21 protein-coding genes and 3 tRNA genes are annotated in these 23,592 nt (G+C 42.8%); 9 read left to right on the forward strand and 15 right to left on the reverse strand.

Translation table 11 applies throughout. From position 1 onward, the window contains the following. Positions 1–77: 77 nt before the first annotated feature. The 9 genes from FTV42_RS04975 to pyrC all read right to left on the reverse strand — a co-directional run bounded on the left by FTV42_RS04975 (position 78) and on the right by pyrC (position 6,548). Complete coding sequence (locus FTV42_RS04975) at positions 78–1,490, reverse strand: amino acid permease (RefSeq protein ID WP_180037792.1); 1,413 nt, start codon at positions 1,488–1,490, stop codon at positions 78–80. Between the two features lie 114 nt (positions 1,491–1,604). Next, positions 1,605–1,680, reverse strand: a tRNA-Glu gene (locus FTV42_RS04980). Positions 1,681–1,857: 177 nt separating this feature from the next. Then, positions 1,858–2,016 (reverse strand): hypothetical protein, encoded by a 159-nt coding sequence (locus FTV42_RS04985; RefSeq protein WP_180037794.1) that lies wholly within the window; start codon positions 2,014–2,016, stop codon positions 1,858–1,860. 81 nt (positions 2,017–2,097) lie between these two features. Continuing rightward, positions 2,098–2,277 (reverse strand): hypothetical protein, encoded by a 180-nt coding sequence (locus FTV42_RS17525; RefSeq protein WP_257223407.1) that lies wholly within the window; start codon positions 2,275–2,277, stop codon positions 2,098–2,100. Positions 2,278–2,280: 3 nt separating this feature from the next. Beyond that, positions 2,281–3,708: a hypothetical protein gene (locus FTV42_RS17530; RefSeq protein ID WP_306669648.1), complete on the reverse strand. Its 1,428-nt coding sequence runs from the start codon at positions 3,706–3,708 to the stop codon at positions 2,281–2,283. 186 nt (positions 3,709–3,894) lie between these two features. Continuing rightward, positions 3,895–4,623, reverse strand: a complete 729-nt coding sequence (locus FTV42_RS17535) for a Plug domain-containing protein (RefSeq protein ID WP_249449797.1) — start codon at positions 4,621–4,623, stop codon at positions 3,895–3,897. 150 nt (positions 4,624–4,773) lie between these two features. Continuing rightward, positions 4,774–4,849 (reverse strand) — tRNA-Glu (locus FTV42_RS04995). Between the two features lie 20 nt (positions 4,850–4,869). Further along, positions 4,870–5,529: a ribonuclease T gene (rnt, locus tag FTV42_RS05000; RefSeq protein WP_004279557.1), complete on the reverse strand. Its 660-nt coding sequence runs from the start codon at positions 5,527–5,529 to the stop codon at positions 4,870–4,872. Continuing rightward, entirely contained in the window at positions 5,514–6,548 is a 1,035-nt protein-coding gene (gene pyrC / locus FTV42_RS05005; RefSeq protein ID WP_004279558.1) for a dihydroorotase, read from the reverse strand. The genes rnt and pyrC overlap by 16 nt, the downstream gene beginning before the upstream one ends. A 152-nt stretch (positions 6,549–6,700) precedes the next feature. On the opposite strand from pyrC, the gene FTV42_RS05010 reads away from it, so the two are divergent. Next, a complete protein-coding gene (locus tag FTV42_RS05010) occupies positions 6,701–7,972 on the forward strand; it encodes a GGDEF domain-containing protein (RefSeq protein WP_071851843.1) in 1,272 nt (423 codons plus the stop codon). A gap of 84 nt (positions 7,973–8,056) precedes the next feature. Here FTV42_RS05010 and argG read toward each other — a convergent pair whose 3' ends face one another. Then, positions 8,057–9,397, reverse strand: coding sequence for an argininosuccinate synthase (argG, locus tag FTV42_RS05015; RefSeq protein ID WP_004279561.1), 1,341 nt, complete (start codon positions 9,395–9,397; stop codon positions 8,057–8,059). A 248-nt stretch (positions 9,398–9,645) separates the two neighbouring features. Between argG and FTV42_RS05020 the strand changes: the two genes are divergently transcribed. From FTV42_RS05020 to FTV42_RS05030, 3 genes are all read left to right on the forward strand, one after another. Next, positions 9,646–9,999 (forward strand): hypothetical protein, encoded by a 354-nt coding sequence (locus FTV42_RS05020; RefSeq protein WP_071851845.1) that lies wholly within the window; start codon positions 9,646–9,648, stop codon positions 9,997–9,999. A 140-nt stretch (positions 10,000–10,139) separates the two neighbouring features. Beyond that, a complete protein-coding gene (locus FTV42_RS05025) occupies positions 10,140–12,176 on the forward strand; it encodes an NADPH-dependent 2,4-dienoyl-CoA reductase (RefSeq protein ID WP_071851847.1) in 2,037 nt (678 codons plus the stop codon). Between the two features lie 87 nt (positions 12,177–12,263). Continuing rightward, positions 12,264–12,353 (forward strand) — tRNA-Ser (locus FTV42_RS05030). Between the two features lie 129 nt (positions 12,354–12,482). On the opposite strand, the gene FTV42_RS05035 is transcribed toward FTV42_RS05030, so the two are convergent. The 3 genes from FTV42_RS05035 to FTV42_RS05045 form a co-directional block, all read right to left on the reverse strand. Continuing rightward, on the reverse strand, positions 12,483–13,454 hold the full coding sequence (locus tag FTV42_RS05035) for a class I SAM-dependent methyltransferase (RefSeq protein ID WP_071851849.1): 972 nt from the start codon (positions 13,452–13,454) through the stop codon (positions 12,483–12,485). Positions 13,455–13,790: 336 nt separating this feature from the next. Further along, complete coding sequence (locus FTV42_RS05040; protein WP_180037796.1) at positions 13,791–14,489, reverse strand: pirin-like bicupin family protein; 699 nt, start codon at positions 14,487–14,489, stop codon at positions 13,791–13,793. A gap of 180 nt (positions 14,490–14,669) precedes the next feature. Further along, entirely contained in the window at positions 14,670–15,893 is a 1,224-nt protein-coding gene (locus FTV42_RS05045; protein ID WP_180037798.1) for a L,D-transpeptidase, read from the reverse strand. 205 nt (positions 15,894–16,098) lie between these two features. Between FTV42_RS05045 and hemE the strand changes: the two genes are divergently transcribed. The 5 genes from hemE to FTV42_RS05070 all read left to right on the forward strand — a co-directional run bounded on the left by hemE (position 16,099) and on the right by FTV42_RS05070 (position 22,157). Next, positions 16,099–17,169, forward strand: a complete 1,071-nt coding sequence (hemE, locus tag FTV42_RS05050; protein WP_180037801.1) for a uroporphyrinogen decarboxylase — start codon at positions 16,099–16,101, stop codon at positions 17,167–17,169. 10 nt (positions 17,170–17,179) lie between these two features. Further along, on the forward strand, positions 17,180–17,983 hold the full coding sequence (locus FTV42_RS05055; protein WP_004646389.1) for a DUF817 family protein: 804 nt from the start codon (positions 17,180–17,182) through the stop codon (positions 17,981–17,983). Between the two features lie 143 nt (positions 17,984–18,126). After that, entirely contained in the window at positions 18,127–18,597 is a 471-nt protein-coding gene (locus FTV42_RS05060) for a DUF3015 family protein (protein ID WP_004279577.1), read from the forward strand. A gap of 77 nt (positions 18,598–18,674) precedes the next feature. Continuing rightward, entirely contained in the window at positions 18,675–20,561 is a 1,887-nt protein-coding gene (locus FTV42_RS05065) for a DUF4105 domain-containing protein (protein ID WP_180037803.1), read from the forward strand. A gap of 198 nt (positions 20,562–20,759) precedes the next feature. Beyond that, complete coding sequence (locus tag FTV42_RS05070) at positions 20,760–22,157, forward strand: diguanylate cyclase (protein WP_180037805.1); 1,398 nt, start codon at positions 20,760–20,762, stop codon at positions 22,155–22,157. A gap of 10 nt (positions 22,158–22,167) precedes the next feature. Here the strand turns inward: FTV42_RS05070 and FTV42_RS05075 are convergent, their stop codons facing one another. Then, complete coding sequence (locus FTV42_RS05075; RefSeq protein ID WP_180037807.1) at positions 22,168–22,728, reverse strand: DUF4385 domain-containing protein; 561 nt, start codon at positions 22,726–22,728, stop codon at positions 22,168–22,170. A gap of 114 nt (positions 22,729–22,842) precedes the next feature. Beyond that, a complete protein-coding gene (locus FTV42_RS05080) occupies positions 22,843–23,277 on the reverse strand; it encodes a hypothetical protein (protein ID WP_180037809.1) in 435 nt (144 codons plus the stop codon). Between the last annotated feature and the right edge of the window lie 315 nt (positions 23,278–23,592).

The raw sequence follows: 23,592 nt of genomic DNA on the forward strand, positions 1-23,592 counted from the left end.
ATTAGGTTGCACAATATACAATCAGTATAGTATAGATAAAAAAAGAGCGGCCGAAGCCGCTCTTTTAAAACTGATGATTAAGACTTGTTATGATAAAAGGCATAATAACTTGCGTAACATGCTGCAATAAATAGCAAACATCCTACGAAGCTGATGCGCATTGATGGATCAAAGACCATACTGATACAGGTAATAAAACAGAAAACAAAGCCCAGGATTGGCACAATCGGGAACAATGGTGCAGCAAAGCCCAGTTCTTTGGCAGTATGACCTTGTTTATACCATTGACGACGGAAGTTGAACTGGCTTAAGCAGATACTCATCCAGACCACCACCATGGTAAACGCCGCAACGCCCAGCAAGTTGGTAAAGATCGTCTCTGGCGCAAACTGTTCAGACAATAAACCTGGCAATGCACCCAGCATGGTCACCATGACTGCAATATACGGTACACCGCGAGCATTCAGTCTTGAGAATACGGCAGGCAACTGTTTGCTGTATGACAATGACCACATCATACGTGAAGCAGCAAATAAGCCCGAGTTGGCAGCAGACAACAACGCAGTGATAATTACAAAGCGGATGATGTCTTCAGCATATGGGATACCAATGTGCTGGAATACGGTTACGAACGGACTGCTACTCACGCCTTCAGCGGCTAAGCCCGCTTCCTGATGCGGAAGTAAGGCTGTTACCACGATAATGGTACCTACAAAGAAAATTAATAAGCGGAAAATTGCCGTATTAATCGCTTTAGGGACATTTTTCGCAGGATCTTCAGTTTCACCGGCAGCCACACCAATCAGCTCGGTACCAGAGAAGGCAAAGTTCACGATCAGCATCGTAGCAAAAATCGGGAATAGACCTTCAGGGAACCAGCCTTGTGCAGTCAGATTGGTAAATAAAGGTGCAGCTTCATAGCCTTGATAGCGCAGAACACCAAAGATGGCCAATAGACCTAAAAGAATAAAAGCAACAACCGTGACCACTTTCACCAGTGCCAGCCAGAATTCGGATTCGGCAAACCAGCGGGTAGAAATCATATTGAGACTAAATACGAATACACCAAAGATAATGGTCCATAACCACATGGAAATGTCCGGGAACCATTCCTGCATCAGCAAGGCCGCTGCAGTAAATTCAGTTCCGAGAGTGACCGACCATGTCAGCCAGTATAACCAGGTGATGGTATAGCCTGTGCCTGGTCCAATATAACGTTTGGCATAAGCACCAAATGAACCAGATTCTGGCATATGAACGGCAAGTTCGCCCAAACATAGCATCACCATGTACGCGATAATACCGCCCAGGAGATAAGCGAGAATGGCACCTACAGGCCCCGTTTGTGCAATGACTTCACCCGACCCTAAAAATAGGCCTGTTCCGATTGCGCCACCAAGCGAAATCATGACCAGATGTCGAGTACTCATAGCGCGTTTTAAAGGCGCAGAATTGCCCTGATGCGTAGCATCATTCGGAGATGAGTGCATAGGAAATAAGAAATACTTCAAAGGAATGAAGCGAGCTATTGTAGTGAAAAACTACAAATCTGCAATCGAATAATGGTAATTTCGAATAAGGTCTGATCGTATGAGATCAATAGATGGCGTCCCTACGGGGATTCGAACCCCGGTTACCGCCGTGAAAGGGCGATGTCCTAGGCCTCTAGACGATAGGGACGTTGCGAGGTGATGCGTATATTAAGGATTAAGCCGGGGTTTGTCAAAAGGGTTTTTGCTAAAATTCATTTAACAGTTTAAACATTAGGCAAAACAAAAACTTTATTTTATTAAGATGTTATTTTCTGAACAGATTTCAAGACCATAAAAAATAAATATTTGAAAAGATCACTAAAACTTAGTGATCTGGAGCCTGATATTGCTCAGGCTGGGGATTTTCAGCAGGCGTTGTCACTGCCTCAGTGTCCGCAGTTTTATTGTCATCACGGTTGACGATATAGAGATATAGCGCGGATGGGGCTAAAATCAGTAAAACCAGTAAGATCTTTTTTAACATGACACAAAGGCACAATATGAAATCGCATTAATTATAGCCTAAGCAAATTAAAAAGAGCAGCAGCATGTACCTATTCAGGCTCTAGAATTTAAAAGTAACATCCGCAATAAATTGGCGGCCGATTTCAGTCATCACACGTGGTCTATCATTTGAGGTCGAGCCTGTTGTATAGGTATTCACGCGGTTGGTTACGTTGTTAATGGTTAAACCAAAAATTGCATGTAAATCTTTTGAAATTTCCCAGTCATAGGTGGTGCGCATATCTCATGTAAATTTAGGTTTGATTTCAGAGGCTAAATACGTGTCTAGCAACTCGCCATTATATTCGACTTTATCATTCTTCTTGGTAACTGCGATCATGTCATCATAACTGTCTTTATAGCTAAAGAAGTTTGAAATACGTACAGGCAGTGTATCGAATGTAATATCCCAGTTTACTCGTGCGGTCCATGGTTGGTTAAAGTTTGGGGCAGGGCGGTCTGACCAACGAATAATTTGACCATCATAAGAGACCCATTCATCTTGAGTGGCTTGATCATAGGCTGAAGTGTAATCTACATAACTGCGGAAGACTTCACTGTAGTCAAATCCCAAGGCAAATAAATGTTGGCTATCCCCCAGTGCGATCGGTTGACGATTTTTAAGTGTTAGGGTGTAGATGTCAGCTTTGCCACTTCCATCATTGTTATATTCGTAGAAGAATTTTGATCCATCTAAAGGAGTAACTTTAGTTTTTGATATTTCATCCTGATATTTACGATTGACCCATTTTAGCCCTAGATCCCAATTCTGGATTTGTGTATTCAGGCCTAAAACAGTCTCGTCACTGAAAGGGGTATTGAGCGCTGAACTACGAGCACCGCTGGATAGTGCAGTTTGTGTTTCTACCCAAGTCGCATGTGGGTTTTCACGTGACAGTTTGTAGAGCAAATCATTTTGAATTTCATTCAGCTCTGTACCTAAAGTTTGCTGACCATAGTAGCGATTCCACCCAGCGGATAAATGCAATTGATCATTACTAAAGGGTTTGTAAGAGAGACGACTGCGAGGGGAAATATTGATATTACTACTCAAAGAGTCATAATCAGCACGAACACCAAGGCGTGTTGAAAATTGATCATTCCACTGAATATTATCTTCAATAAATATATTTAGGCGATCTTGCTGAGCTTTGATATCACCAGCTTTGTACAGAGTCCCACCAGCGATATATTGTCCATTCCAACCATTTATAGTTAGTTTCTCATCACAATATGGGTCACTTTGAAGGCAGGTAGTATCTTTGCCAAGTTCTTTTAAGTTGATCTTTGTCGCGAGTAAAACATCCTCGGCTCGTTTCCACGCAACATGAGCATGGCTATAACCCGCACCTAGAGTCATGTTGTGTTGGGATTGACCAAGTTTAAAAGGGTCTATATTCGCTTGTAGGTCATAGGAAAGGACGTCTTGGCGTTGTTCAATCTCTCCCATGATGGCGCCCTCTCGAACTACATCGGTATTATTCCAATCTTTACTTCCTTTGGCGTAGTACCAATGCATACTGTAGTTATTGTCAGCAATACGTTGTGTCGCCGAGTTTTGGAAATTAAGTTTGTGTACGAGAGTACCTAAGTTGAAGCGATGTTCAAGTTCCGAGAACAGAGTAAGTGTTTCGGTTTCAGTAGTACTACCTGAATCACGATTACTGTCCACATAACTTAAGCTATCGAGCAAACCATAATCGAAACCAAACTTCGCTTTGGTTGAGGCGTTTGGTGTATAAAATAATGTTGCACCAAGATTTGAGATATGTCGTTCTTGATCAATTGTTTTAGGTGTTTCAAAACCACTTTTGACTGGGATGATAGACTCTCGTTGAGAAGCATAAGCATTAAAGCCCTAATCATTCGAGAGCTTCCCATAAATATTGGTGCTTAGACCTTGTTTGGTATATTCCTTTTGGTAGTCATCTGTGGGCTCTTCAAATTTACTTTCTTCTAAAGGTGAAATTGAGTTGTAGCGAGCCCAATCGCTTTCAGTATAATCGTAATTGATAGAACCGTGAATTTTCCCTATCTCTGTTTGCGGTGCACATGTTTTAGCATTTACAACACCACCTGTGAATTGACCATAAGCGGCAGACACGTTGCTATCTAATACTTCAAGCTCACAAAGTAGGTCAGTGTTCACTGCCATAGCTTGTGCGCCAGTTCCGATATCTTGAAATGTATTTGTGTTTGAATTTGCTGGATTAATAAGTAGGTTGTTGGAAACACCATTCACAATAAAATTGTTTTGGAAGGTTTGTGCGCCATTAATAGAGATTTCGGCAGGTTTAGTTTCACCTTGAGAACCTGCTGCAAGTTGTGACTGACTAAACTGCACATTCGGATTCACTTTTAAAAAATCGGTAATGTTCTTTGAGCTATTTGGCGTACTTTCTAAATCTTCTTTTGAATAAACTGTTTTTCCCACTTCATTTGCTTGCTGAGCTTCGATAATAATCGTGCTGAACTTAACCGTAGCTTCCTTGAGGATGGATTCTTGATAATTTGATTCTTCTGCAAAACTAGATGTTGATAAAGCTGTTAGAACCGCAATAGAAAGTGGGGAATAAGCAAAACGCATGAGAAGGGTTAAATCTGCGAAAGATAATGGAAGTGATTATCATTAACTTAAAGTAGGTAAGAATTATTTTCATTAATTAATTGATAAAAGTGTAGGACTTGAGCAGCTTAAGATGCTGATCAAAGAAATATAAAGAAGAGAAAAAATAGATGGCGTCCCTACGGGGATTCGAACCCCGGTTACCGCCGTGAAAGGGCGATGTCCTAGGCCTCTAGACGATAGGGACGTTTAGAAGATGGCGGTATCTTATTGATCCGCCACCAGAGTGTCAAGCAGGTGAGGTGCGAGTTTGTTTAAAATATAGCAAAACAGTTCAGCGGTCTTCTGCGTATCATATAATGCAGAATGGGCTTCTTTACCATCAAACTCGATTCCAGCTTGGATACAGGACTTCGCCAGTACAGTCTGACCAAACATCACCGCACTTAAAGTCACTGTATCGAAGACAGAAAAACTATGAAACGGGTTCTGGTTTTTGGTCCCGGTACGGGCAATCGCGGCCTGAAGAAAACCTAAATCGAAATGTGCATTGTGTCCGACTAAAACTGCATGGGTACAATTTTGCTGGCGACGCACTTCATTCACCGATTTAAAAATGCGCTTGAGTGCAGTTTTCTCATCTTCGGCCATGGCGATTCGCATTGGATTAGAAGGATCGATCCCAATAAACTCCAGCGAACGTCGGTCGAGGTTTGCCCCTTCGAAAGGATTGATATGTGCATGGTAAGCTTGACCCGGCACAAATTGACCCTCCTCATTATAAACAATCGGAATGGCCGCAATTTCCAGCAATGCATCAGTCTGCGCATTAAAACCTGCAGTCTCGACATCGACAACTACAGGTAAGAATCCACGAAAACGTTGACCAATGATTGGGAGCGTTTCATTTGTCACACTTTTCTCCATTGAATGGTTTTACCAGCATACAGTGGGATAATCTGTTCACCATCCAGATAGTCTAAACTTTCAGGGATTACTTGATCTTCTTTAACCAGGGTAATGGTATTGGTATTACGTGGCAGGCCATAGAAGTCTGCACCAAAATGGCTGGCAAAACCTTCCAGGCGTTCAATTTTACCCACCTGATCAAATGCCTGAGCATACAGCTCAATGGCAGTCGGCGCACTATAACATCCTGCACAGCCACACGCATTTTCTTTTGCATTTTTTGAATGCGGCGCGCTATCTGTTCCCAGGAAAAATTTAGGATTACCGCTGGTTGCGACTTCCAGCAAAGTTTGCTGATGCGTTTGACGTTTTAAAATCGGCAAGCAGTAGAAATGCGGCTTGATCCCACCAACCAGCATGTCATTGCGGTTAAACAATAAATGTTGCGGCGTAATGGTTGCAGCGACATTACGGTCTTGCTCAAGTACAAAGTTTGCTGCTTCGCTGGTGGTGATGTGTTCGAGCACCAGTTTCAGCTTGGGAAATTGTCTGAGTAAGGGAGCCAGCACTTCATCCAGGAAACGCTTTTCACGGTCAAAAATATCGACATGATTATGCGTCACTTCACCATGTAGCAATAAAGGCACTTGGTGTTCTTCAAGCTGTTCAATTACGCCGTAGACTTTGCTCATATCGCTCACACCACTATCGGAGTTGGTGGTCGCACCCGCAGGATAGAGCTTGATGGCATTGACATGCGCAGATTCTTTGATCTTTTTAACTTCACTTGCCGGGGTGTTGTCAGTGAAATACAGTACCATACGTGGGTCGAAATTTACCCCTTCAGGCACATGTGCCATGATACGTTCACGGTAGGCATTGGCTTCTTCGACAGTTTTAACGGGTGGCACCAGATTTGGCATGCAAATGGCGCGAGAAAACTGCTTGGCTAAATCGGGAACGGTACGTTGCAGTGCTAAACCATCACGCAGGTGAACGTGCCAATCATCTGGCTGGAGAATCGTAATCGTATTCAAGGCAAATTCAGTCGAACAAATAAAACAAATGATAATCCATCTATAGTAAAAATGGTAACGAGAAAGCGCTACAAAATAAGGGATATGTATAAATTAATTTTAAAAAGTATGTTATTTTAAAATTAATAAAAAAATTACATAAATACTTGGCAATGGAATACAAGTACAATCTAGCGAAATTGCAAGATGATAAAGAAGACATAGAACAACTGATTACACGGCAAAGCCAGCGTGTAGGCCCGGTCTTCCCACAAAATCTGGAACAAGAATTCTGGACCAAAAATCTGGAACGCGCCCGTAAACATGTCGAAAAATATGTCTGGGCTGGAGTACTAGCCTATTTCCTTTTTTTAGTGGTAATGATTCCTACAGATTACTGGAGTATCAGCAAAGAATATTTCGTACATGATTTTGTCCTGTGTATGCTGGGCCTGCTCAATGGTGGCATGTCATTAATCATTTTTTATATATTCTCCTGTTTACCCAAGATCAAGCGCTTTTTTCCGCAGGCTTCGATGCTGTTGGTGTTCTGGATACAGGTGTCAATTTCATGCATTACCATGTCGATTAAAACTGATGCCTTGCAGCATCAGTCCATGGCCATAGTCACGATCGTGTATATCCTGGGTTATATTCTGACCGGTATTAGACCGATTCAGATGCTGGTCACCGGATTACTCGCTGCGGCAACTACTATTCTTGTATTGTTTAGCCTTTCAGTTGAATTTAATCCTATGGTTTTTGGCCGGATTTTAATTGGAAGTTGCTTGCTGGGTTATGTGATTAGCCATATGATTTTTGCCCGTGAACGTGTGATATTTCTCTATAGCATTCGCGCCAGAATCAGTGAGCAGATCCAGCGTATCCATACCAACGAATTATTACATTTGAGTCAGTACGATGAGCTGACCAAGATTTCCAATCGACGGACTTTTGATGAGACGCTGCAAGTCCATTTCGAACGTGCACATCGTGAAGAAACGGCATTGGCAATTCTGTTTATCGATGTAGATTTCTTTAAAAATTACAACGATTTTTATGGGCATCAGAAAGGTGATGATGTCATTTCGACTATTGCCAAAACCATCAAAAATGCGATCCGTCATATGGACTTTGTCGCGCGTTATGGCGGGGAAGAGTTTGTGGTGCTCTTGCCAGAAACGGATGCACATGGTGCTTATGCAGTGGCTTCAAATATTTTTAAGGCGATTGATCGTCTGGAAATTCCACATGAAAAATCCTCGGTTGCGAAACATATCACCATCAGTTTAGGCATTACCGTCTATCGTGGTGAAGATGATATTGATAAAGACGCCTTATTGGGAATCGCGGATCAGGCGCTATATCGTGCCAAACAGCTTGGACGCAACCAGATTTATTATCAGTCCATTCGTTCAGTCAATTCAGATATCGCAAATGGTTAGAGATTATTACAATCAATAAACGAACCCTCAATAAAAAACCGCTCATCAGGAGCGGTTTTTTAAGAAACTAAAAAGGACTAAAACTTAGTTTTTGTCTTTTAGTTGTGGCACTGCAGATGCTGAACCAACTGCCAATAAACCAGTCTCTGTATAGATGCCCAGTTTCGCACGAGTATCCGTGATATCCAGGTTACGCATGGTCAACTGACCAATACGATCCATCGGCGAGAACATAGAATCACCTTTCTCCATAGTCAAACGCTCAGCTTCATAAGTGAGGTTCGGAGATTCAGTATTCATAATGGTGTAGTCATTACCACGACGCAATTCGATCGTTACAGTACCGGTAACTGCTTTAGCAACCCAACGCTGTGCAGTTTCACGCAGCATAAGCGCTTGAGAATCGAACCAGCGACCTTGGTAAAGCAAACGACCTAAACGTAGACCGTTAATACGGTATTGTTCAATCGTATCTTCGTTATGAATACCCGTTACCAGACGCTCATAAGCGATGTGAAGCAGCGCCATACCCGGAGCTTCATAGATACCGCGAGATTTCGCTTCGATGATCCGGTTTTCGATTTGATCCGACATGCCTAGACCGTGACGGCCACCGATGCGGTTCGCTTCAAGAATAAATTCAACTGGATCTTCAATGCGTTGACCGTTGATAGCAACCGGGAAGCCTTCTTCAAAAGTAATCGATACTTCTTCAGCTTTTACTTCTACGTCATCTTTCCAGAACGCAACGCCCATGATTGGCTCAACGATTTTGATGCCTGCATTCAGGTATTCAAGATCTTTAGCTTCGTGCGTCGCACCCAGCATGTTTGAGTCAGTTGAATAAGCTTTTTCTTTTGACATTTTATAGTCAAAACCATTGTCGATCAGGAACTGTGACATTTCTGCACGTCCGCCCAGCTCGTCAATGAAAGTTTGGTCTAACCAAGGCTTGTAGATTTTAAGCGCAGGATTGGTCAATAAACCATAACGGTAGAAACGTTCAATGTCGTTGCCTTTATAAGTTGAACCGTCACCCCAGATGTTAACGTCATCTTCTTTCATGGCAGTAACCAGCATGGTGCCTGTTACTGCACGACCCAATGGCGTCGTGTTGAAATAAGGCATACCACCTGTAGAAATATGGAACGCGCCACATTGAATTGCAGCAATACCTTCTAATGCAAGCTGTAAACGGCAGTCGATTAAACGTGCTTTTACTGCGCCATAAGCTTCAGCTTTTTTTGGAATCGCATCGTAATCGTCTTCGTCTGGCTGACCCAGGTTTGCTGTGTAAGCATAAGGTTCAGCGCCTTTTTGTTTCATCCACAAAAGAGCAGCAGAAGTATCTAGACCACCAGAGAAGGCAATACCAACTTTTTTACCTACTGGGACATTCTGCAAGATAGTTGCATTATCAGACATTGTTCATCCTAATGATATGAAATAGGCACGCCAGAATTGGTGGCCTGAAAAAATACATATTGCATCAATTGTATCATTAATTTATTTAGGTTTGCTTTAGAAAAGAAAAACTCGTTTTAAAATCTCTATTCAATAGGCTTAAATAATCATAAATCGCACGATTTTCACCAGAATCCTGCTGAAAACAAAGAAAATTGGTTATATTCAGCCGAATAAAGTTAAAAACCAGATAAAACAGGAATAAAAGCATGGCGACTCATATCCCACCTTTACCTAATTTAAATCCTAAACCCAAGAATGAAACGCTGGCACTGTTGCATGGGATTTATGCCGGCCTGATTGGTTTTAGTACTGTACTGTTTTTATATCTTGAATATCAGCAATCCAGTATTTCCATGCTGAGTTTAGGTGTGGTGCTGCTGCTTTTAGGCTTACTGATGTTTTTTAATATACAGGCCAGTATCAAGGTGAAGCAGGGCAATGGTTTAGGACGAACTTTATCCAGAATAATGGCCATTCTAATGTTGCTGAGTTTTCCAATTGGTACAGTATTGGGTGCGATTGCATTATGGAAATCCAGCGCACGACAATGGCAGAACTAATCTGTCATGTATGTAGCCAGCTGATGTTGAAGATTGATATTTGTGCCTGAAAATGCTGAACTCCGGGTCATAAAAAGCCTCTGAAAATCAGTTAAAGTAAGGGCATGACTTGCTCAGCCAAATATAATCAGGGATTTGTTATGACCACGACGCACTATGCCAACATTTTAAAGCCACTGCATTTGGGTTTTACCACCATTAAAAACCGGGTGGTGATGGGGTCGATGCATACTGGTCTGGAAGACCGCTTCTATAACTATCCTAAACTGGCAGCGTATTTTGGTGAACGTGCAAAGGGTGGCGTAGGTCTGCTGATTACGGGTGGAATATCGCCAAACCGTCAGGGCTGGTTGTTGCCGGCAGGCGGTACCATGAATACCTTGGGGGATATTGCGCCGCATCGTCTGGTGACACATGCAGTGCATAAGCATGGTGCTAAAATTCTTTTACAAATTCTGCATGCTGGACGCTATGGCTATCAGCCTTTTGTGGTTTCGGCCAGCCCGATCAAATCACCGATTTCTCCTTTTAAACCGCGTGAAATGTCAGATAAACAGATTCTGAATACCATTCAGGATTATGTGAAAACTGCCAGTATTGCCAAAAAAGCCGGCTATGATGGCGTGGAAATTATGGGTTCGGAAGGCTATTTACTGAATCAGTTTTTAAGCCGTCATGTCAATCAGCGTAACGACCGTTGGGGTGGCCCGATCGAAAACCGGATGCGTTTTGCCGTAGAAATTGTCAAAGCCATTCGCGAGGAAATTGGCGAAAAATTTATTATCTGTTTCCGTTTGTCGCTTCTCGATTTGGTACATGATGGCAATACCATGCAGGAAGTCATTACCGTAGCTAAAGCTTTGGAAAAGGCAGGAATTACTTTGCTCAATACCGGGATTGGCTGGCATGAAGCACGTATTCCCACCATTGTGACTTCTGTACCGCGTGCTGCTTTTGTCGATTACACGGCTGAAGTTAAGAAACATGTTTCGGTGCCGGTGATTGCATCCAACCGGATCAATATGCCAGACACTGCCGAAGCAATTCTGGCTTCTGGTCAGGCAGATATGGTGCAGATGGCACGTCCACTTTTGGCAGATGCGTTCTGGGTCAATAAAACTGCAACCAATCGTGTTGATGAAATCAATACCTGTATTGCCTGTAATCAGGCTTGTCTGGATCATACCTTTAAAAACCAGCGCGCAACCTGTCTGGTCAATCCGCGTGCCGCTTATGAAACCGAACTGGTCTATGTCAAAACCAAGAAACCGAAAAGCATTGCGGTCATTGGTGGTGGCGTGGCAGGTTTGTCTGCTGCTACAGTCGCAGCCAGCCGCGGGCATGATGTCACTCTATTTGAAGCCAGTCATGAGGTCGGTGGGCAGTTCAATCTGGCTAGAGTCATTCCGGGGAAAGAGGAATTTCACGAAACGATTCGTTATTTTAAAGTCCAGCTGGAAAAAACCGGCGTTGATCTGCGTCTCAATACCCGAGTCAATCGCGAGCAATTAGAACGTGAGGGTTTTGATGAGGTGATTGTGGCTACAGGGGTTGTGCCGCGTGCCTTGAATATCGAAGGCAGTCAGGCACCACAAGTATTATCTTATGCAGAAGTGCTACGTGGCGCACCTGTCGGTGATCGTGTTGCGGTCATTGGCGCAGGCGGGATCGGTTTTGATGTGTCCGAGTTTTTATTAAAGCCACCGCATCAAATACAGCCGCAACCTGTGGATGAGTGGAAGCGTGAATGGGGTGTAGATTCTCATCCAGATTATGTGACTGAAGGCGGGTTACAGCGTGCTGAAGTAGAACCTCCGGTACGGGAAATTTATCTATTACAACGTAAAAAAACACCACTTGGCGCAGGACTAGGCAAGACTTCAGGCTGGGTACATCGTGCCCAGTTAAAAAAACATGCCGTGCGTATGTTGCGCGGTGTGCAATATAAATCTGTTACCGATGAAGGCTTATGGATTGAGGTAGATGGCCATGCTCAATTATTGCGTGTGGATACCATTGTGGTATGTGCAGGTCAGGAATCGGTAAAAGACCTGATGCCGAGTGCTGGGGAAAATACCTTGGCGCAGTATCATATTATTGGCGGTGCAAAACTGGCTGCTGAACTCGATGCCAAGCGCGCCATTCGTGAGGGAGCGGAATTAGCAGCAAAACTGTAAGGATTTGATGAAACTATATGCAGTTGATTGCATTCACTGTAATTTTCACTTGTCAGCCGGACAAAAGCTCCGTATTATTGCGCCCATGGAAGCGTGGCAGAGCGGTTTAATGCACCGGTCTTGAAAACCGACGAGGGTGTGAGTCCTCCGTGAGTTCGAATCTCACCGCTTCCGCCAAATTTTAAAAACCCCAGTCGAAAGATTGGGGTTTTTTATTGCTTATGATTTTAATAAAGCGATTTAAAATAAGCTGATAGCGAACAAAGTCAAAATTTTAAAATTCCATAATTGATAAATAGATATTCTTTAATTGCCTACTTCAATCTTGATTAATGCCAACGCAATTCTTTCCACATGTCGATAAGCCGGCTGTTCCAGTTCTTCACCAAAAATATCCGGGTCAATTTCCTCATAAGACCAAGTTATATTGTGATGCTGTTTCATCAAATTTTTAAGATGCTGCAAAAACAGATTGCCATGTTCAGTCACGGTCACACCGGTATATAGAAATAAATGTCCGCCAGAATTCAGGCGCTGTAGACCTTCTTTTATAATCCTGAATGATAAATCACAGCCATCCAGCGCATTACCGCCATGACGATATTGACGTTGTTCGGGATCAATTAAATACGGTGGATTAGCAAAAATCAGATCAAATTTTCCATCAAGATTGGAAAATAAATTACTTTGAACCGGATGAATATGGTTTAAGCCGGCAAAACTGATATTAATCTGGCTATAGAGCAAGGCTTTGGGATTCAGGTCTGCAACCATCATTTCATTCACATCTGGAAAATGTCTGGCAATGCTGATCGCGGCTGCTGAAGTGCCACAACACATTTCCACGACCCGTTTAAAAGGGCGAGGCTGAGCAGCTAGATATTGCTTGAGATGATAGATAAAGCGATACGTATCCGGACCGAAAAATACCGCATCTTGCTGAGTGGTTGGAAAAGCTGAATGAATAAAGAGTTCGCCATCGAGTGAAGAAACCCGAACCTGACTCAAGTATTGATCTTCCTGAACCTGTAGAAGCTGATGTTCTTGCAATAATGTAAAAAGGGCAGAATCAAGATCAGTTTTTTTAAAGTTTAGATTCCAGCCAAAGATATCCTGATGGGTTCTGTGCTTATAAATTTCATTCTTTTTTCGATTCAGAATTCGCTGGTGGGAAAGCGGTGTAATGGTCGTAAACTGATAATCTTGTTGTTTTAAAAAGGCTAATAAATAAAGCAAAGCTTGCTGCGGGCTGCTTTGAATCTCTAAAATTTGGTTCATACGGATATGCTCTTCTATTTATTTAACCTACATGAAAAGGTCAATTCACTTTATGGCTGCAAAAGACAATATCAAACCAGTCGTGAATGATCAAAGCTATATAGCACTGGATTCCATGGAAAGGGATTAGTTTATATTCACCTAAATATTGCTGTGGTTAGGTAAAAGTGTGATGAGAATTGGTTGGATTTGTATAGGTAGCAAGCATAATTTTCTTGGTTAGGAAACCTTATAATGATTCTGCAAACTTATATCTCTTATTCATTATTCTATGTATAAAAAAGGCTATTCATCAAAATGATCAATAGCCTTTGTAGAGGGAGCCTTATTAAAAGTTTAGTTTGGTACTTCAGGTAAGTCAAACCAGATCACTTGCGCATCTTCGCTTGCTTTAATTTCTGTGTCATCCAGAAAAGCAATTGCGCCGCCAGCTTCAACCTTATGTTCAGCGATCTGGATAGCGCCAGAAATGACATGGACATAATTAATATGCTGGGTCGCTTTCACTTCCAGACTTTGGCCTTGCTGAATCACCGCAGTTTTGACTTCGGCATTCTGACGAATATGCATCGGTGCATTGTCATTCGGACCACAAATCAAATGCCACTGGTTCGGTTGCTCATGTGGATCCAGACGGATTTGCTGATAGTTCGGCTTGGCATCACGTTCATTTGGAATAATCCAGATTTGCAGTAAATGGACCTGTTCGTCGCCTTGGTTCATTTCACTGTGTCGCACACCGGTTCCTGCACTCATCAGTTGCCATTCACCCGCAGCGATTCCGCCATGATTGCCCATGCTATCCTGATGGGTAATAGTTCCTTTCAGCACACAGGTCAGGATTTCCATATTGTCATGTGGATGTGTTCCAAAACCCTGATGTCCATCAATTAGATCATCATTAATAACGCGTAAAGCACTGACACCCATATACTTTGGGTTATACCAGTTACCAAATGAGAAGCTGTGTTTAGACTCCAGCCAGCCCATTTTTACATGACCACGATTTTCGCTCGGATGTAGAAAAGCATTCATGATTTTATCTCGACATTATTTTTAACTTGAGATCATCATACTGTCGTTTTATAACTGAAAAAATCTCAAATAGGCGACAGATCATTGCATTTTTGCAACGAAAGAGCTGAAAGTAAACATAAGGAATAAAAAAGCCCGCTCAAAAGCAGGCTATTTTTATTCAAATCGGCAGACTGATCATCATTCTAAGAAACGAACCGTTACCCCAGATTTGACTTTACGGCCAAGATCATTGGCATCCCAGTTAGTCAAACGAATACAACCATGTGACGCTGTTTTCGAAATGGTAGACGGGTTTGGTGTTCCGTGAATACCAAATGATTTCTTGCTTAAACCAATCCAGATATTCCCGACAGGACCGTTAGGACCCGGTGGTAAAGATAGTGGTTTTAAGTTTTTACCTTGTACAAAGTTAGACGGTGAATAGCTGTACCAAGGGTTTGGTGCAACACCTGTTACTTTATAGGTTCCAGTTGGAGATGGTGTATCCGCACTACCAATGGTGGCAGGGAATGACGCGATCATTTGATTTTTACTGTTAAATAAGTACAGTTGTTTCGCGCCTTTATGTGCAACAATCAAGTGAATACCTTCAGGCAAGTCATTACGTACATTACTGACCAGTAATTTTTCACCAACTTTATTAAAGTTGGCATTTGGATTGAGTTTCTTTAAAAAATTCTCATCCATATGGAATTTTTCACTTAACATTTCACTGACACGTGTGTAGTACAGGCCTTTCATTTTCGCCTGTAACGCATAATCTGAAGGAATAGATTTGGCAAATGGGCCTGCCAGATCTTTTTCAGTAATAGTGTATTCAACAAAGGCTGGCTTAGAACCCTGACGTGCCACCAGTTTATCCCAGGTTTCCTGAGTCAAAACACCTGTCGGTTTAATGCCATTCATTTGCTGGAAAGATGCAATGGCTTTTAGTGTATTTTTACCGCTGGTTCCGTCAATCGCCCCCGGTGATGCATGGGCATTATTCAGCATGACATGTGCACGTGCGTAAACTGGGAATTGACCTGCACCGATATTTTCATACCACTGGGCATTATTTAAGCCGTCTAAAGTCCACGAAGCTTTGGTCGCTGCAGAGTTAGTCGGTGCTTTGGTATTTGATGCTGCGCCAATAGAAGCAGTCTGATCTTCGGTATCCTGTAGCTCATTCAGCGCTTCAGATGCCTGTTTTAAGTCTTGTTGTTCTTGTGCGGTAATTTGCGCTTCTGCAGGTGCTGCTTGGGCCGCTGAAGCTTCAGTTGCTAATGGATCAATCGGATCTTGCACTGCAACATCAGTCACCACTTGGGGTTTTGATGGTTGTTCAGCAGTAGACGCGGCAAAAACTTGACCTGCGAAAATGCAACCTAGACTCACAGCGAGCATTGTGCGAACGAACATGTAACTCAACCTTAAGAATTATTTCTTTAACTATGTGAAAAAACACTATAAGTATTACAGAAAAAATGTGGAGATGCAGTAGTTGTTTTGTGTAAATCACTAGGTTGCCGTTCAATCCGATCGGTTTTTAAAGTTGCCAGAAGTTATTAAAACTGCGGCCTTTTTGCTATGATGTTGGCAATGTCAAAGAAAGATGGGAATGTGAATGACGACCTTAAAAAATGATCGTTTTCTGCGCGCATTGTTGCGTGAGCCTGTAGATGCTACGCCAGTATGGATGATGCGTCAGGCTGGCCGTTATTTGCCTGAGTACCGCGAAACGCGTACCAAGGCAGGAGATTTCCTTTCGCTTTGCAAGAATACTGAACTGGCCTGTGAAGTAACTTTGCAGCCTTTACGCCGTTATGATCTTGATGCCGCGATTTTATTCTCGGATATCTTGACGGTTCCGGATGCTTTGGGACTGGGGCTGTATTTTGAAGCCGGTGAAGGCCCGAAATTTCACAAGACCATCCGTACCGAACAGGATGTCGCCAATCTGCCTGCATTTAATGCCAAGTCGGATCTGGATTATGTGATGAATGCCGTTTCGACCATTCGTTCAGCCTTGGGCGGTCAGGTTCCTCTGATTGGTTTCTCGGGCAGTCCATGGACTCTGGCAACGTATATGGTCGAAGGCGGTTCAAGCAAGGATTTCCGTTTTACCAAACAGATGATGTATGCGCAGCCTGAAGTTTTGCATGCTTTACTGGATCGTCTGGCTGATGCAGTGACTGAATATTTGAATGCGCAGATCGATGCGGGTGCACAAGCGGTACAGATCTTTGATAGTTGGGGTGGGGCATTAGCACATCGTGAATATATCGAGTTCTCGCTGAACTATATGCAGAAGATTGTCGCTGGTTTGCAACGTGAGAAAGACGGCCGCAAGATTCCGGTAATTCTGTTTACCAAAGGTGGCGGTCAATGGTTGGAACCGATGATTACGACAGGCGCAGATGCATTTGGTCTGGACTGGACCACGCCATTGAATGTCGCTCGTCAAACGGTTGCTGGTCGTGCAGCACTTCAGGGTAACCTGGATCCTGCAACTTTATATGGTTCATCAGACACCATCATTAAAGCGACAAAAGCCATGCTGGATGATGCCTATGCCAATGGCGAGAAAACCGGTTATATTGCCAATTTAGGTCATGGTATTACCCAGTGGGTTGATCCGGCGAATCCAAAAGCATTTATTGATACCGTACATGAGTATAGTGCCAAATATCTTTAGGATGTAAACCTTGATCGATCTATTCAAATCAGGGTTTGAATTTACTTATAAGGCAGCTTCGGCTGCCTTATTTGGGATTTTACTCCTGCTCGCTTTTGCGCTGACTGCTTCTATGGGCAGCGATCTCTTCTTTGGTTTTTACCGGTATGACTATCTGCTTTTTTTTGCTTTGCTGATTCAGGTGATATTGCTCTATACCAAACTGGAATCCTGGGCTGAAGCCAAAGTGATTGCGTTATTTCATCTCATGGCCATGGTGATGGAAATCTTCCTGACCCATCCGGCAATTGCTTCCTGGCATTACCCTCAACCCGCAATATTTAAAATCCTGACCGTGCCTTTATTTGCCGGTTTTATGTATTCTGCGGTCGGCAGTTTTTTTGCGCGCTCTTTACGTCTATATCAGGTTTCATTTGAAAAATTGCCGCGTTTTAGCCATATGCTGACATTGGCTGTCTTGTCTTATATCAACTTTATGAGCAAGTTTTTTATTCCCGATTATCGGGTGATTTTATTTGTCTGGAGCGTGCTGATGTTCTGGAAAACCAGAATTCGCTTTCAGCTGAATCGGCATACTTTTCAGTTGCCGATGTTACCCGTACTGCTGATTCTGGCGTTTATTATCTGGATTGCCGAGAACATCAGTACCTTTTACCAGATCTGGCTCTATCCAAGCCAGATTGAGCAATGGCATATGGTGGGATGGGGCAAACTGGGCTCCTGGTATTTGTTGTTATTGCTGAGTCTGGTGTTAGTACTGAAAATCTTGGGACAGCGTAATTCACAAGGCGATTGGGCGCTCAAGGAACAGTAAAATCAATCAGGTTATGTTTATGTAAAGCATACATTTTTTCAATTGCGCCAAACTTGACTTGTCGCTACTCTGCTGAGTATGTAATTTAAATTACATTATTAGAGTAATAACAAAGATTGCATGAGAATAATTGGAGAATAACTATGTTGAAAAAAATTATGCTGGCGGCGGTATTGGCGACTGGTTCAAGCATGGCGATGGCTGACCGAGATGTCGGTTGTGGTATCGGAAGCCAGGTGTGGGCGGGTCAGTCTGGTATTATTCCTAAACTCTTTGCAGGTACGACCAACGTTCTGTTCACGAATCAGTGGCTCGGGATCACTTTTGGTACTTTAGGTTGTAGCCAGGGCGGTACCGTAACCGCTCAAGTGGTGACCTTTACCAATGAAAACGCTGAAGCATTGGCGCGTGATATGGCAGTTGGAGAGGGTGAAAGCCTGAATGTTCTGGCTGAACTTTTGAATATTAAATCTGAAGATAAAGCTCGTTTCTTTAGCGTTTCCAAGCAGAATTTCTCTGAAATTTATTCCGAAGAAAACCAGAATACATTACAAGTTTTAAGCACCTTACAAACTGTGATGGCCAAAGATGAAGTATTGAAATCCTACATCTGATCCGCACCCTAAAAACCCTGCTGTTCTGGCAGGGTTTTCTTATGACTAAAAGAAATTGATGAGAATAAGTTAACTGAATGAAATATGCGTTCTTCATGTTGGGCCTGACATTCAGCCCTTTAAGTTTTTCTAGCGAAATTAATCCAGACATCCAGCATTATATCGCTCAGGCCGAAACTCAGCATCTGGATCAGAGCACTACCTGGCAACGTCTCATGTATGCCAATCCCCAAGGTCATAGCGAGGTTAACTATTCGGGCTATTTCCTGGCAGAGCAGGGAAAAACTGATCTAAAAAAAGAAATGCAGCATAACATTCAGGCTTTATTCCTGAGCGCAGAGCCGAATCAGTCCGTCCGCTGTAAGTTTCCTGCACGCAGCAGCTGGTTAATGCAGCAATTGAATATTTCCGAGCAACAATTGCCTGCGGTCAGTTGCCCGGATTTGGATAAATGGATTGGCGAGGTCAAGCCTTATCAGGCAACCCTGATCTATGCCACGGATTTTATGGGTAATCCCAGCTCGATGTTTGGTCATACCTTGTTGCGTCTGGACCCTAAAGACCAGCAACAACTCAATCTGATTTCTTATGCGGTCAACTATGCTGCGACGGTCGATGGCAATGACAACTGGTCCTTTGCCTGGAAAGGGCTGACTGGACAATATCCGGGTGAATATTCACTGATGCCGTATTACCGCAAGGTCAAAGAGTATGGTGACTTTGAAAGCCGGGATTTGTGGGAATATGAATTAAACTTAAGTCCGCAAGAAACCAGGTTTTTGGTACAGCATCTCTGGGAAATGCAAAATGTAAGTTTCCCTTATTATTTTATCAGTGATAATTGCGCTTATCGCCTACTGGGACTGTTTGATCTGGTACGTCCCGAGCTAAATCTACAGAAACAGTTTAATTCGACTGCGATTCCGATTGAAACACTAAAAGTAGTAGAACAGCAGGGCTTGATCAAACAGAAAGTTTACCGTCCGGCGCTTGAAACTCAATTGCTGGCACAGTCCAGACAGCATGGCAAAGCGCTGGCAAAAACTGCGCATCAGCTGGCTTATGCAGAAACAGGTGCAATGCCTTCAATCTTGCAGCCCTATCCGGCAGAAGATCAGGCCAAAATTCTGGAAATGGCCTATGATCATTTATATCTGGACTTTCTCCGACAAACAGTCGATAAATCATTTTCCCAGCCACGTTTTCGCAAGTTATTAGGCTTAAGAAGTCAGCTGAATATCGAGAAGCAGCGTAAAGCGCCTGAACGTCCAAAAATAGACCCGGTACAAAGCCATCATGCACGGAATATCAGTCTTCAGGCCGGACAGGTTCAGGGTGAATCCTTTGTCCAGCTAGGGCATCGGCAAGCCTATCATGATCTCATCGACCCGCAAGGCGGTTTTCGAACCGGCACACAATTGCTGTTTCTGGATGGGGCTTTGCAATATCGTGACAGTGAACTCAAACTGGAGCATCTGGATCTATTGACTGTCAATTCCTATAACCCCGTCAATCCGTTTAATACGCCATTGTCCTGGGGTTTTAATCTGGGCTGGCAACAGGAAGCACTGAATGCGCATGGCCAGTTTAGTGAAGATGAGCAGCATGGCGTTGCCAGCTTAAAAACTCAGGTCGGTTATAGCTGGGCAAATGTCAGCCGTGAACATCTATGTTATGCACAAATGCAAACTCAGCTACAGGCAGGCAAGACACTTGATCAAGGCTGGCGCGTAGGTGCAGGCCCCACCGTGGGTTGTCAGAATATCTGGAGCGATCAGATTAACAGTCTGGTGCAGGTGGAACTGCCTTATTGGGAAGATTCGCATCGCTGGCAGCTGAAACTGAATACTGAACTCCAATATGCATTCAATCCACAACATGCACTTCGGCTGTCTTGGGAATATCAGCAACAACAGTCCAAAGACTGGGATCAATGGAGTCTTGGTTTGATCCGGTATTTTTAAGATTTAGTTAAAACTGATCAACACTATTCATAAAGTGCTGTGTATCCATGAGGCTGCTGTTCGGTTTTCCCTTGTATAAAAAAATTGGCTAGGTTGGGTACAAATAATCTGGTCGATATTTTAGGAAAAATACCTGATATTTGTTATATTTGTCACATAATTTGAGTGAAAATAGCAAGGTTTTGGGGAACAGACAGTATGAATAATGAATGCATGGCAAGACTGGCCGAGCAATGGGAACAGATCTGTCAAAATTATTCATCTGATGACTTATTGCATGCCTTTCACTTTATTCAAGATCATTCCCTGATTCTGGTGGAAGAATTCTATAAAAACATGCTCATTGAAAAGGAATCTGCAGAATTCTTTTCCGATGACTTGATTCAACAGCGCTTGCGCGACACTTTAAATGCCTGGCTACTTGAAAGCTTTAGTGTAGGGATTAATAAACGCTATACCGATGCCGTGCAGAAACAGGCGATGGTGGGGCATGTGCATGCGCGTGTCGGAATTCCATCCTGGCTGATTATGCGCGGTGTACGTGAAATTGAGCGTAAAATGTTTGAACTCCTGGATGAGAATCCTCACCACAGTATGTTGACCACCTGCAGTTATATTGTCCAGATCATGGGATTTGCCACAGAAGTCATGTGCCGATCTTATGAAGCTAAAACAGCCATGAATCAGGAAATTAAACACAGTTATCGTGTTTTTTCAGCGATGCAGGATGTGGCCGTACAAAAAGATAAACAGCGTAGCTCATTACTGGACTGGGAAAATGAACTCATGTTCAAAGTCTTTTCTGAGCATGAAAAATTGAATCATCCGATGTTGTCCAAGTCGGAGTTTGGTTTATGGTTTATTCATAAAGCCTCTTATGCTTTTACCGGTTCTGATCAGGTCGATTTAATCATTGAGCGAATTTATCAAGTCGATGAACTTAATCAAGATATTATGGACTGTACGGACAAAAACAATATGCTGGGACTGATCCAGCAGATCCGTGACTTGAACCGCGAAATTCAGTTGTTGGTAGATCAGTTATTTCAGGTGGCCGAATATATTGAATCCGGTAATGATTCATTGACCCAGTTATTGAATCGTCGTTATTTGAATACGATTATTTCACGTGAAATCACTTTTTCCCGTAAGAATCATACGCCTTTGTCTTTACTTGCCATTGATGCTGATTATTTCAAAAGTATTAATGACAAATTCGGACATGCAGCAGGTGATCTGGCCTTGAAATTTCTGGCCGAAGCATTGCAAAAATACAGTCAGGGCAGTGATTATGCTTTCCGGGTCGGCGGTGAAGAGTTTTTGCTATTACTGGTGGATACTGATGAGAAACGTGCCCTGAATATTGCCGAAAGTATTCGTAAATATATTGAAAATGGCATGATTAATTCGGCACAAGGCCAGCAGTTTAAATTTACGGTCAGTATTGGTTGTGTGCTTTATGATGGACATCCGGATTATCAGCGCTTCCTGAATGCGGCAGATTCTGCCTTGTATATGGCGAAGAACAACGGGCGTAACAGAGTCTATATGGCTCATCAGTCCTTGAACCCAGTCGCACAGCCACTCTCTGTTTAAATAAAAGGTTTTATCCAGTTGCAGACTGCTGCTCTATAAATTCCTGAAATTTCTTTTTTTGCTGAAGATATTCGGGATGATTTTTAGCTTCATCCCATTTCTGTTTAAAGATTTTGGCAGCAGCGGCTTTAACCGGGTCTTCCTGATTGCGCGGTACCTCTGAACGGCCATGCGCGCCACTTAAACCTTTTTTGTCTTCCGGAACCGGGCCATCGTATTTTTTGCCACCTTTATGGTTGGCATAACGCCGGGCACGGGTAAAACCCATCTGTAAAAACTTGCGTGCCATGTCCGCACCGATAAAATCTTCTTGCTTTAAATAGTCTAGAAAAAGCTGATAGATTTTCTCGCTACTGGCTTGGGCTTTTTCTTCATCTGCAAAGCGCCAGTGCGGCAGGATTTCCGATTTATAAGGCTCAACCAGTAATACACCTTGTTCACCACGGCCAATCCGGTAGAGCTCGGGTCGTTTACGAAAATTAATTTTTGCGAAGTCCAGCGAATAATCAAAACTATTCGAAACTACACGTGACGGACGTTTTGGTGGAGCTATTTTGGCAGATGGCTTCATATTCGGCCTTTTCTGAAATTTAAAATTATTCGATATTTCAGCTAATACAAATTATAAAAATGAAAGGGCAGGACACAGAAAAGCCCCTGGCATTTAGAACTAGGGGCTTTCATTTTACTTCGATTTTTTCGAACTGGTCTTCGAGGTTTTAGCCTTGGTTGACTCGCTCTTAGAAGAGCTGCTCGACTGCTTTTTAGCAGGTGCCGCTTTTTTTGAAGAAGACTTTTTCACTTTAGTGTCGTCTTTACTCTTGTTGCTGCTTTTTGCTTTAGCCGGTTTTTTCGCGGAAGAGGTCTTTTGGTCTTTCGCTTTATCACTGGCTTTTGAGCTCGAATTTTTCTTCGCCTTCACTTTTTCATCTTTGCTGGCATTGTCTTTCTTAGAAGATGCCGCTTTAGATTTACTGCTCGCCGCTTTTTTAGTGACTTTGCGATCACTGTCTTTGTCACTACTCTTATTCGACTTTTTCAGTTTCTCATCTTGGGTCTTTTTAGCAGTTTTTGCTGATTTTTTGCTGTCTTTCGCCTGGTTATTTTTACTATTCGCCATGGTTACTTTCCTTATCATTAAAAATCAATCAGAAAGATATAAAGCGCTTTGCTGTATATCAACTTCAAATTACTTTAATGGGAGAGCGGCAGGATTAAAACTTTATCGTGTATCCAAGTGTAGGCTTGTTGCAAACACAAGCAGGAATTGTTTGAGTTCTAGACTGAAACATAGCAAGTTTTGGGACAGGTCTTTAAACCCTGTTACCAGGTGTTATTTATAGCAAGTGAGCTTTTGAATTAAGTATTGATATCCTCTTCCTTTAAAAGCAAAAAACCCCGAATGATCGAGGCTTTGAGTAACTTATTTTTAAGC

The sequence above is a fragment of the Acinetobacter sp. YH16052 genome (genome assembly GCF_013417155.1).
Lineage (GTDB): Bacteria > Pseudomonadota > Gammaproteobacteria > Pseudomonadales > Moraxellaceae > Acinetobacter.

Coding starts and splice junctions, on each gene's coding strand:
- FTV42_RS05040 (WP_180037796.1), bottom strand. CDS start 14,489: ATGAATGCTTTTCTACATCCGAGCGAAAATCGTGGTCATGTAAAAATG.
- FTV42_RS05025 (WP_071851847.1), top strand. CDS start 10,140: ATGACCACGACGCACTATGCCAACATTTTAAAGCCACTGCATTTGGGT.
- FTV42_RS05045 (WP_180037798.1), bottom strand. CDS start 15,893: ATGTTCGTTCGCACAATGCTCGCTGTGAGTCTAGGTTGCATTTTCGCA.
- argG (WP_004279561.1), bottom strand. CDS start 9,397: ATGTCTGATAATGCAACTATCTTGCAGAATGTCCCAGTAGGTAAAAAA.
- FTV42_RS04975 (WP_180037792.1), bottom strand. CDS start 1,490: ATGCACTCATCTCCGAATGATGCTACGCATCAGGGCAATTCTGCGCCT.
- FTV42_RS05070 (WP_180037805.1), top strand. CDS start 20,760: ATGAATAATGAATGCATGGCAAGACTGGCCGAGCAATGGGAACAGATC.
- FTV42_RS05020 (WP_071851845.1), top strand. CDS start 9,646: ATGGCGACTCATATCCCACCTTTACCTAATTTAAATCCTAAACCCAAG.
- rnt (WP_004279557.1), bottom strand. CDS start 5,529: ATGGAGAAAAGTGTGACAAATGAAACGCTCCCAATCATTGGTCAACGT.
- hemE (WP_180037801.1), top strand. CDS start 16,099: ATGACGACCTTAAAAAATGATCGTTTTCTGCGCGCATTGTTGCGTGAG.
- FTV42_RS17535 (WP_249449797.1), bottom strand. CDS start 4,623: ATGCGTTTTGCTTATTCCCCACTTTCTATTGCGGTTCTAACAGCTTTA.
- FTV42_RS05065 (WP_180037803.1), top strand. CDS start 18,675: ATGAAATATGCGTTCTTCATGTTGGGCCTGACATTCAGCCCTTTAAGT.
- FTV42_RS05010 (WP_071851843.1), top strand. CDS start 6,701: ATGGAATACAAGTACAATCTAGCGAAATTGCAAGATGATAAAGAAGAC.
- FTV42_RS05080 (WP_180037809.1), bottom strand. CDS start 23,277: ATGGCGAATAGTAAAAATAACCAGGCGAAAGACAGCAAAAAATCAGCA.
- FTV42_RS05035 (WP_071851849.1), bottom strand. CDS start 13,454: ATGAACCAAATTTTAGAGATTCAAAGCAGCCCGCAGCAAGCTTTGCTT.
- FTV42_RS05060 (WP_004279577.1), top strand. CDS start 18,127: ATGTTGAAAAAAATTATGCTGGCGGCGGTATTGGCGACTGGTTCAAGC.
- FTV42_RS17525 (WP_257223407.1), bottom strand. CDS start 2,277: ATGCGCACCACCTATGACTGGGAAATTTCAAAAGATTTACATGCAATT.
- FTV42_RS05075 (WP_180037807.1), bottom strand. CDS start 22,728: ATGAAGCCATCTGCCAAAATAGCTCCACCAAAACGTCCGTCACGTGTA.
- FTV42_RS04985 (WP_180037794.1), bottom strand. CDS start 2,016: ATGTTAAAAAAGATCTTACTGGTTTTACTGATTTTAGCCCCATCCGCG.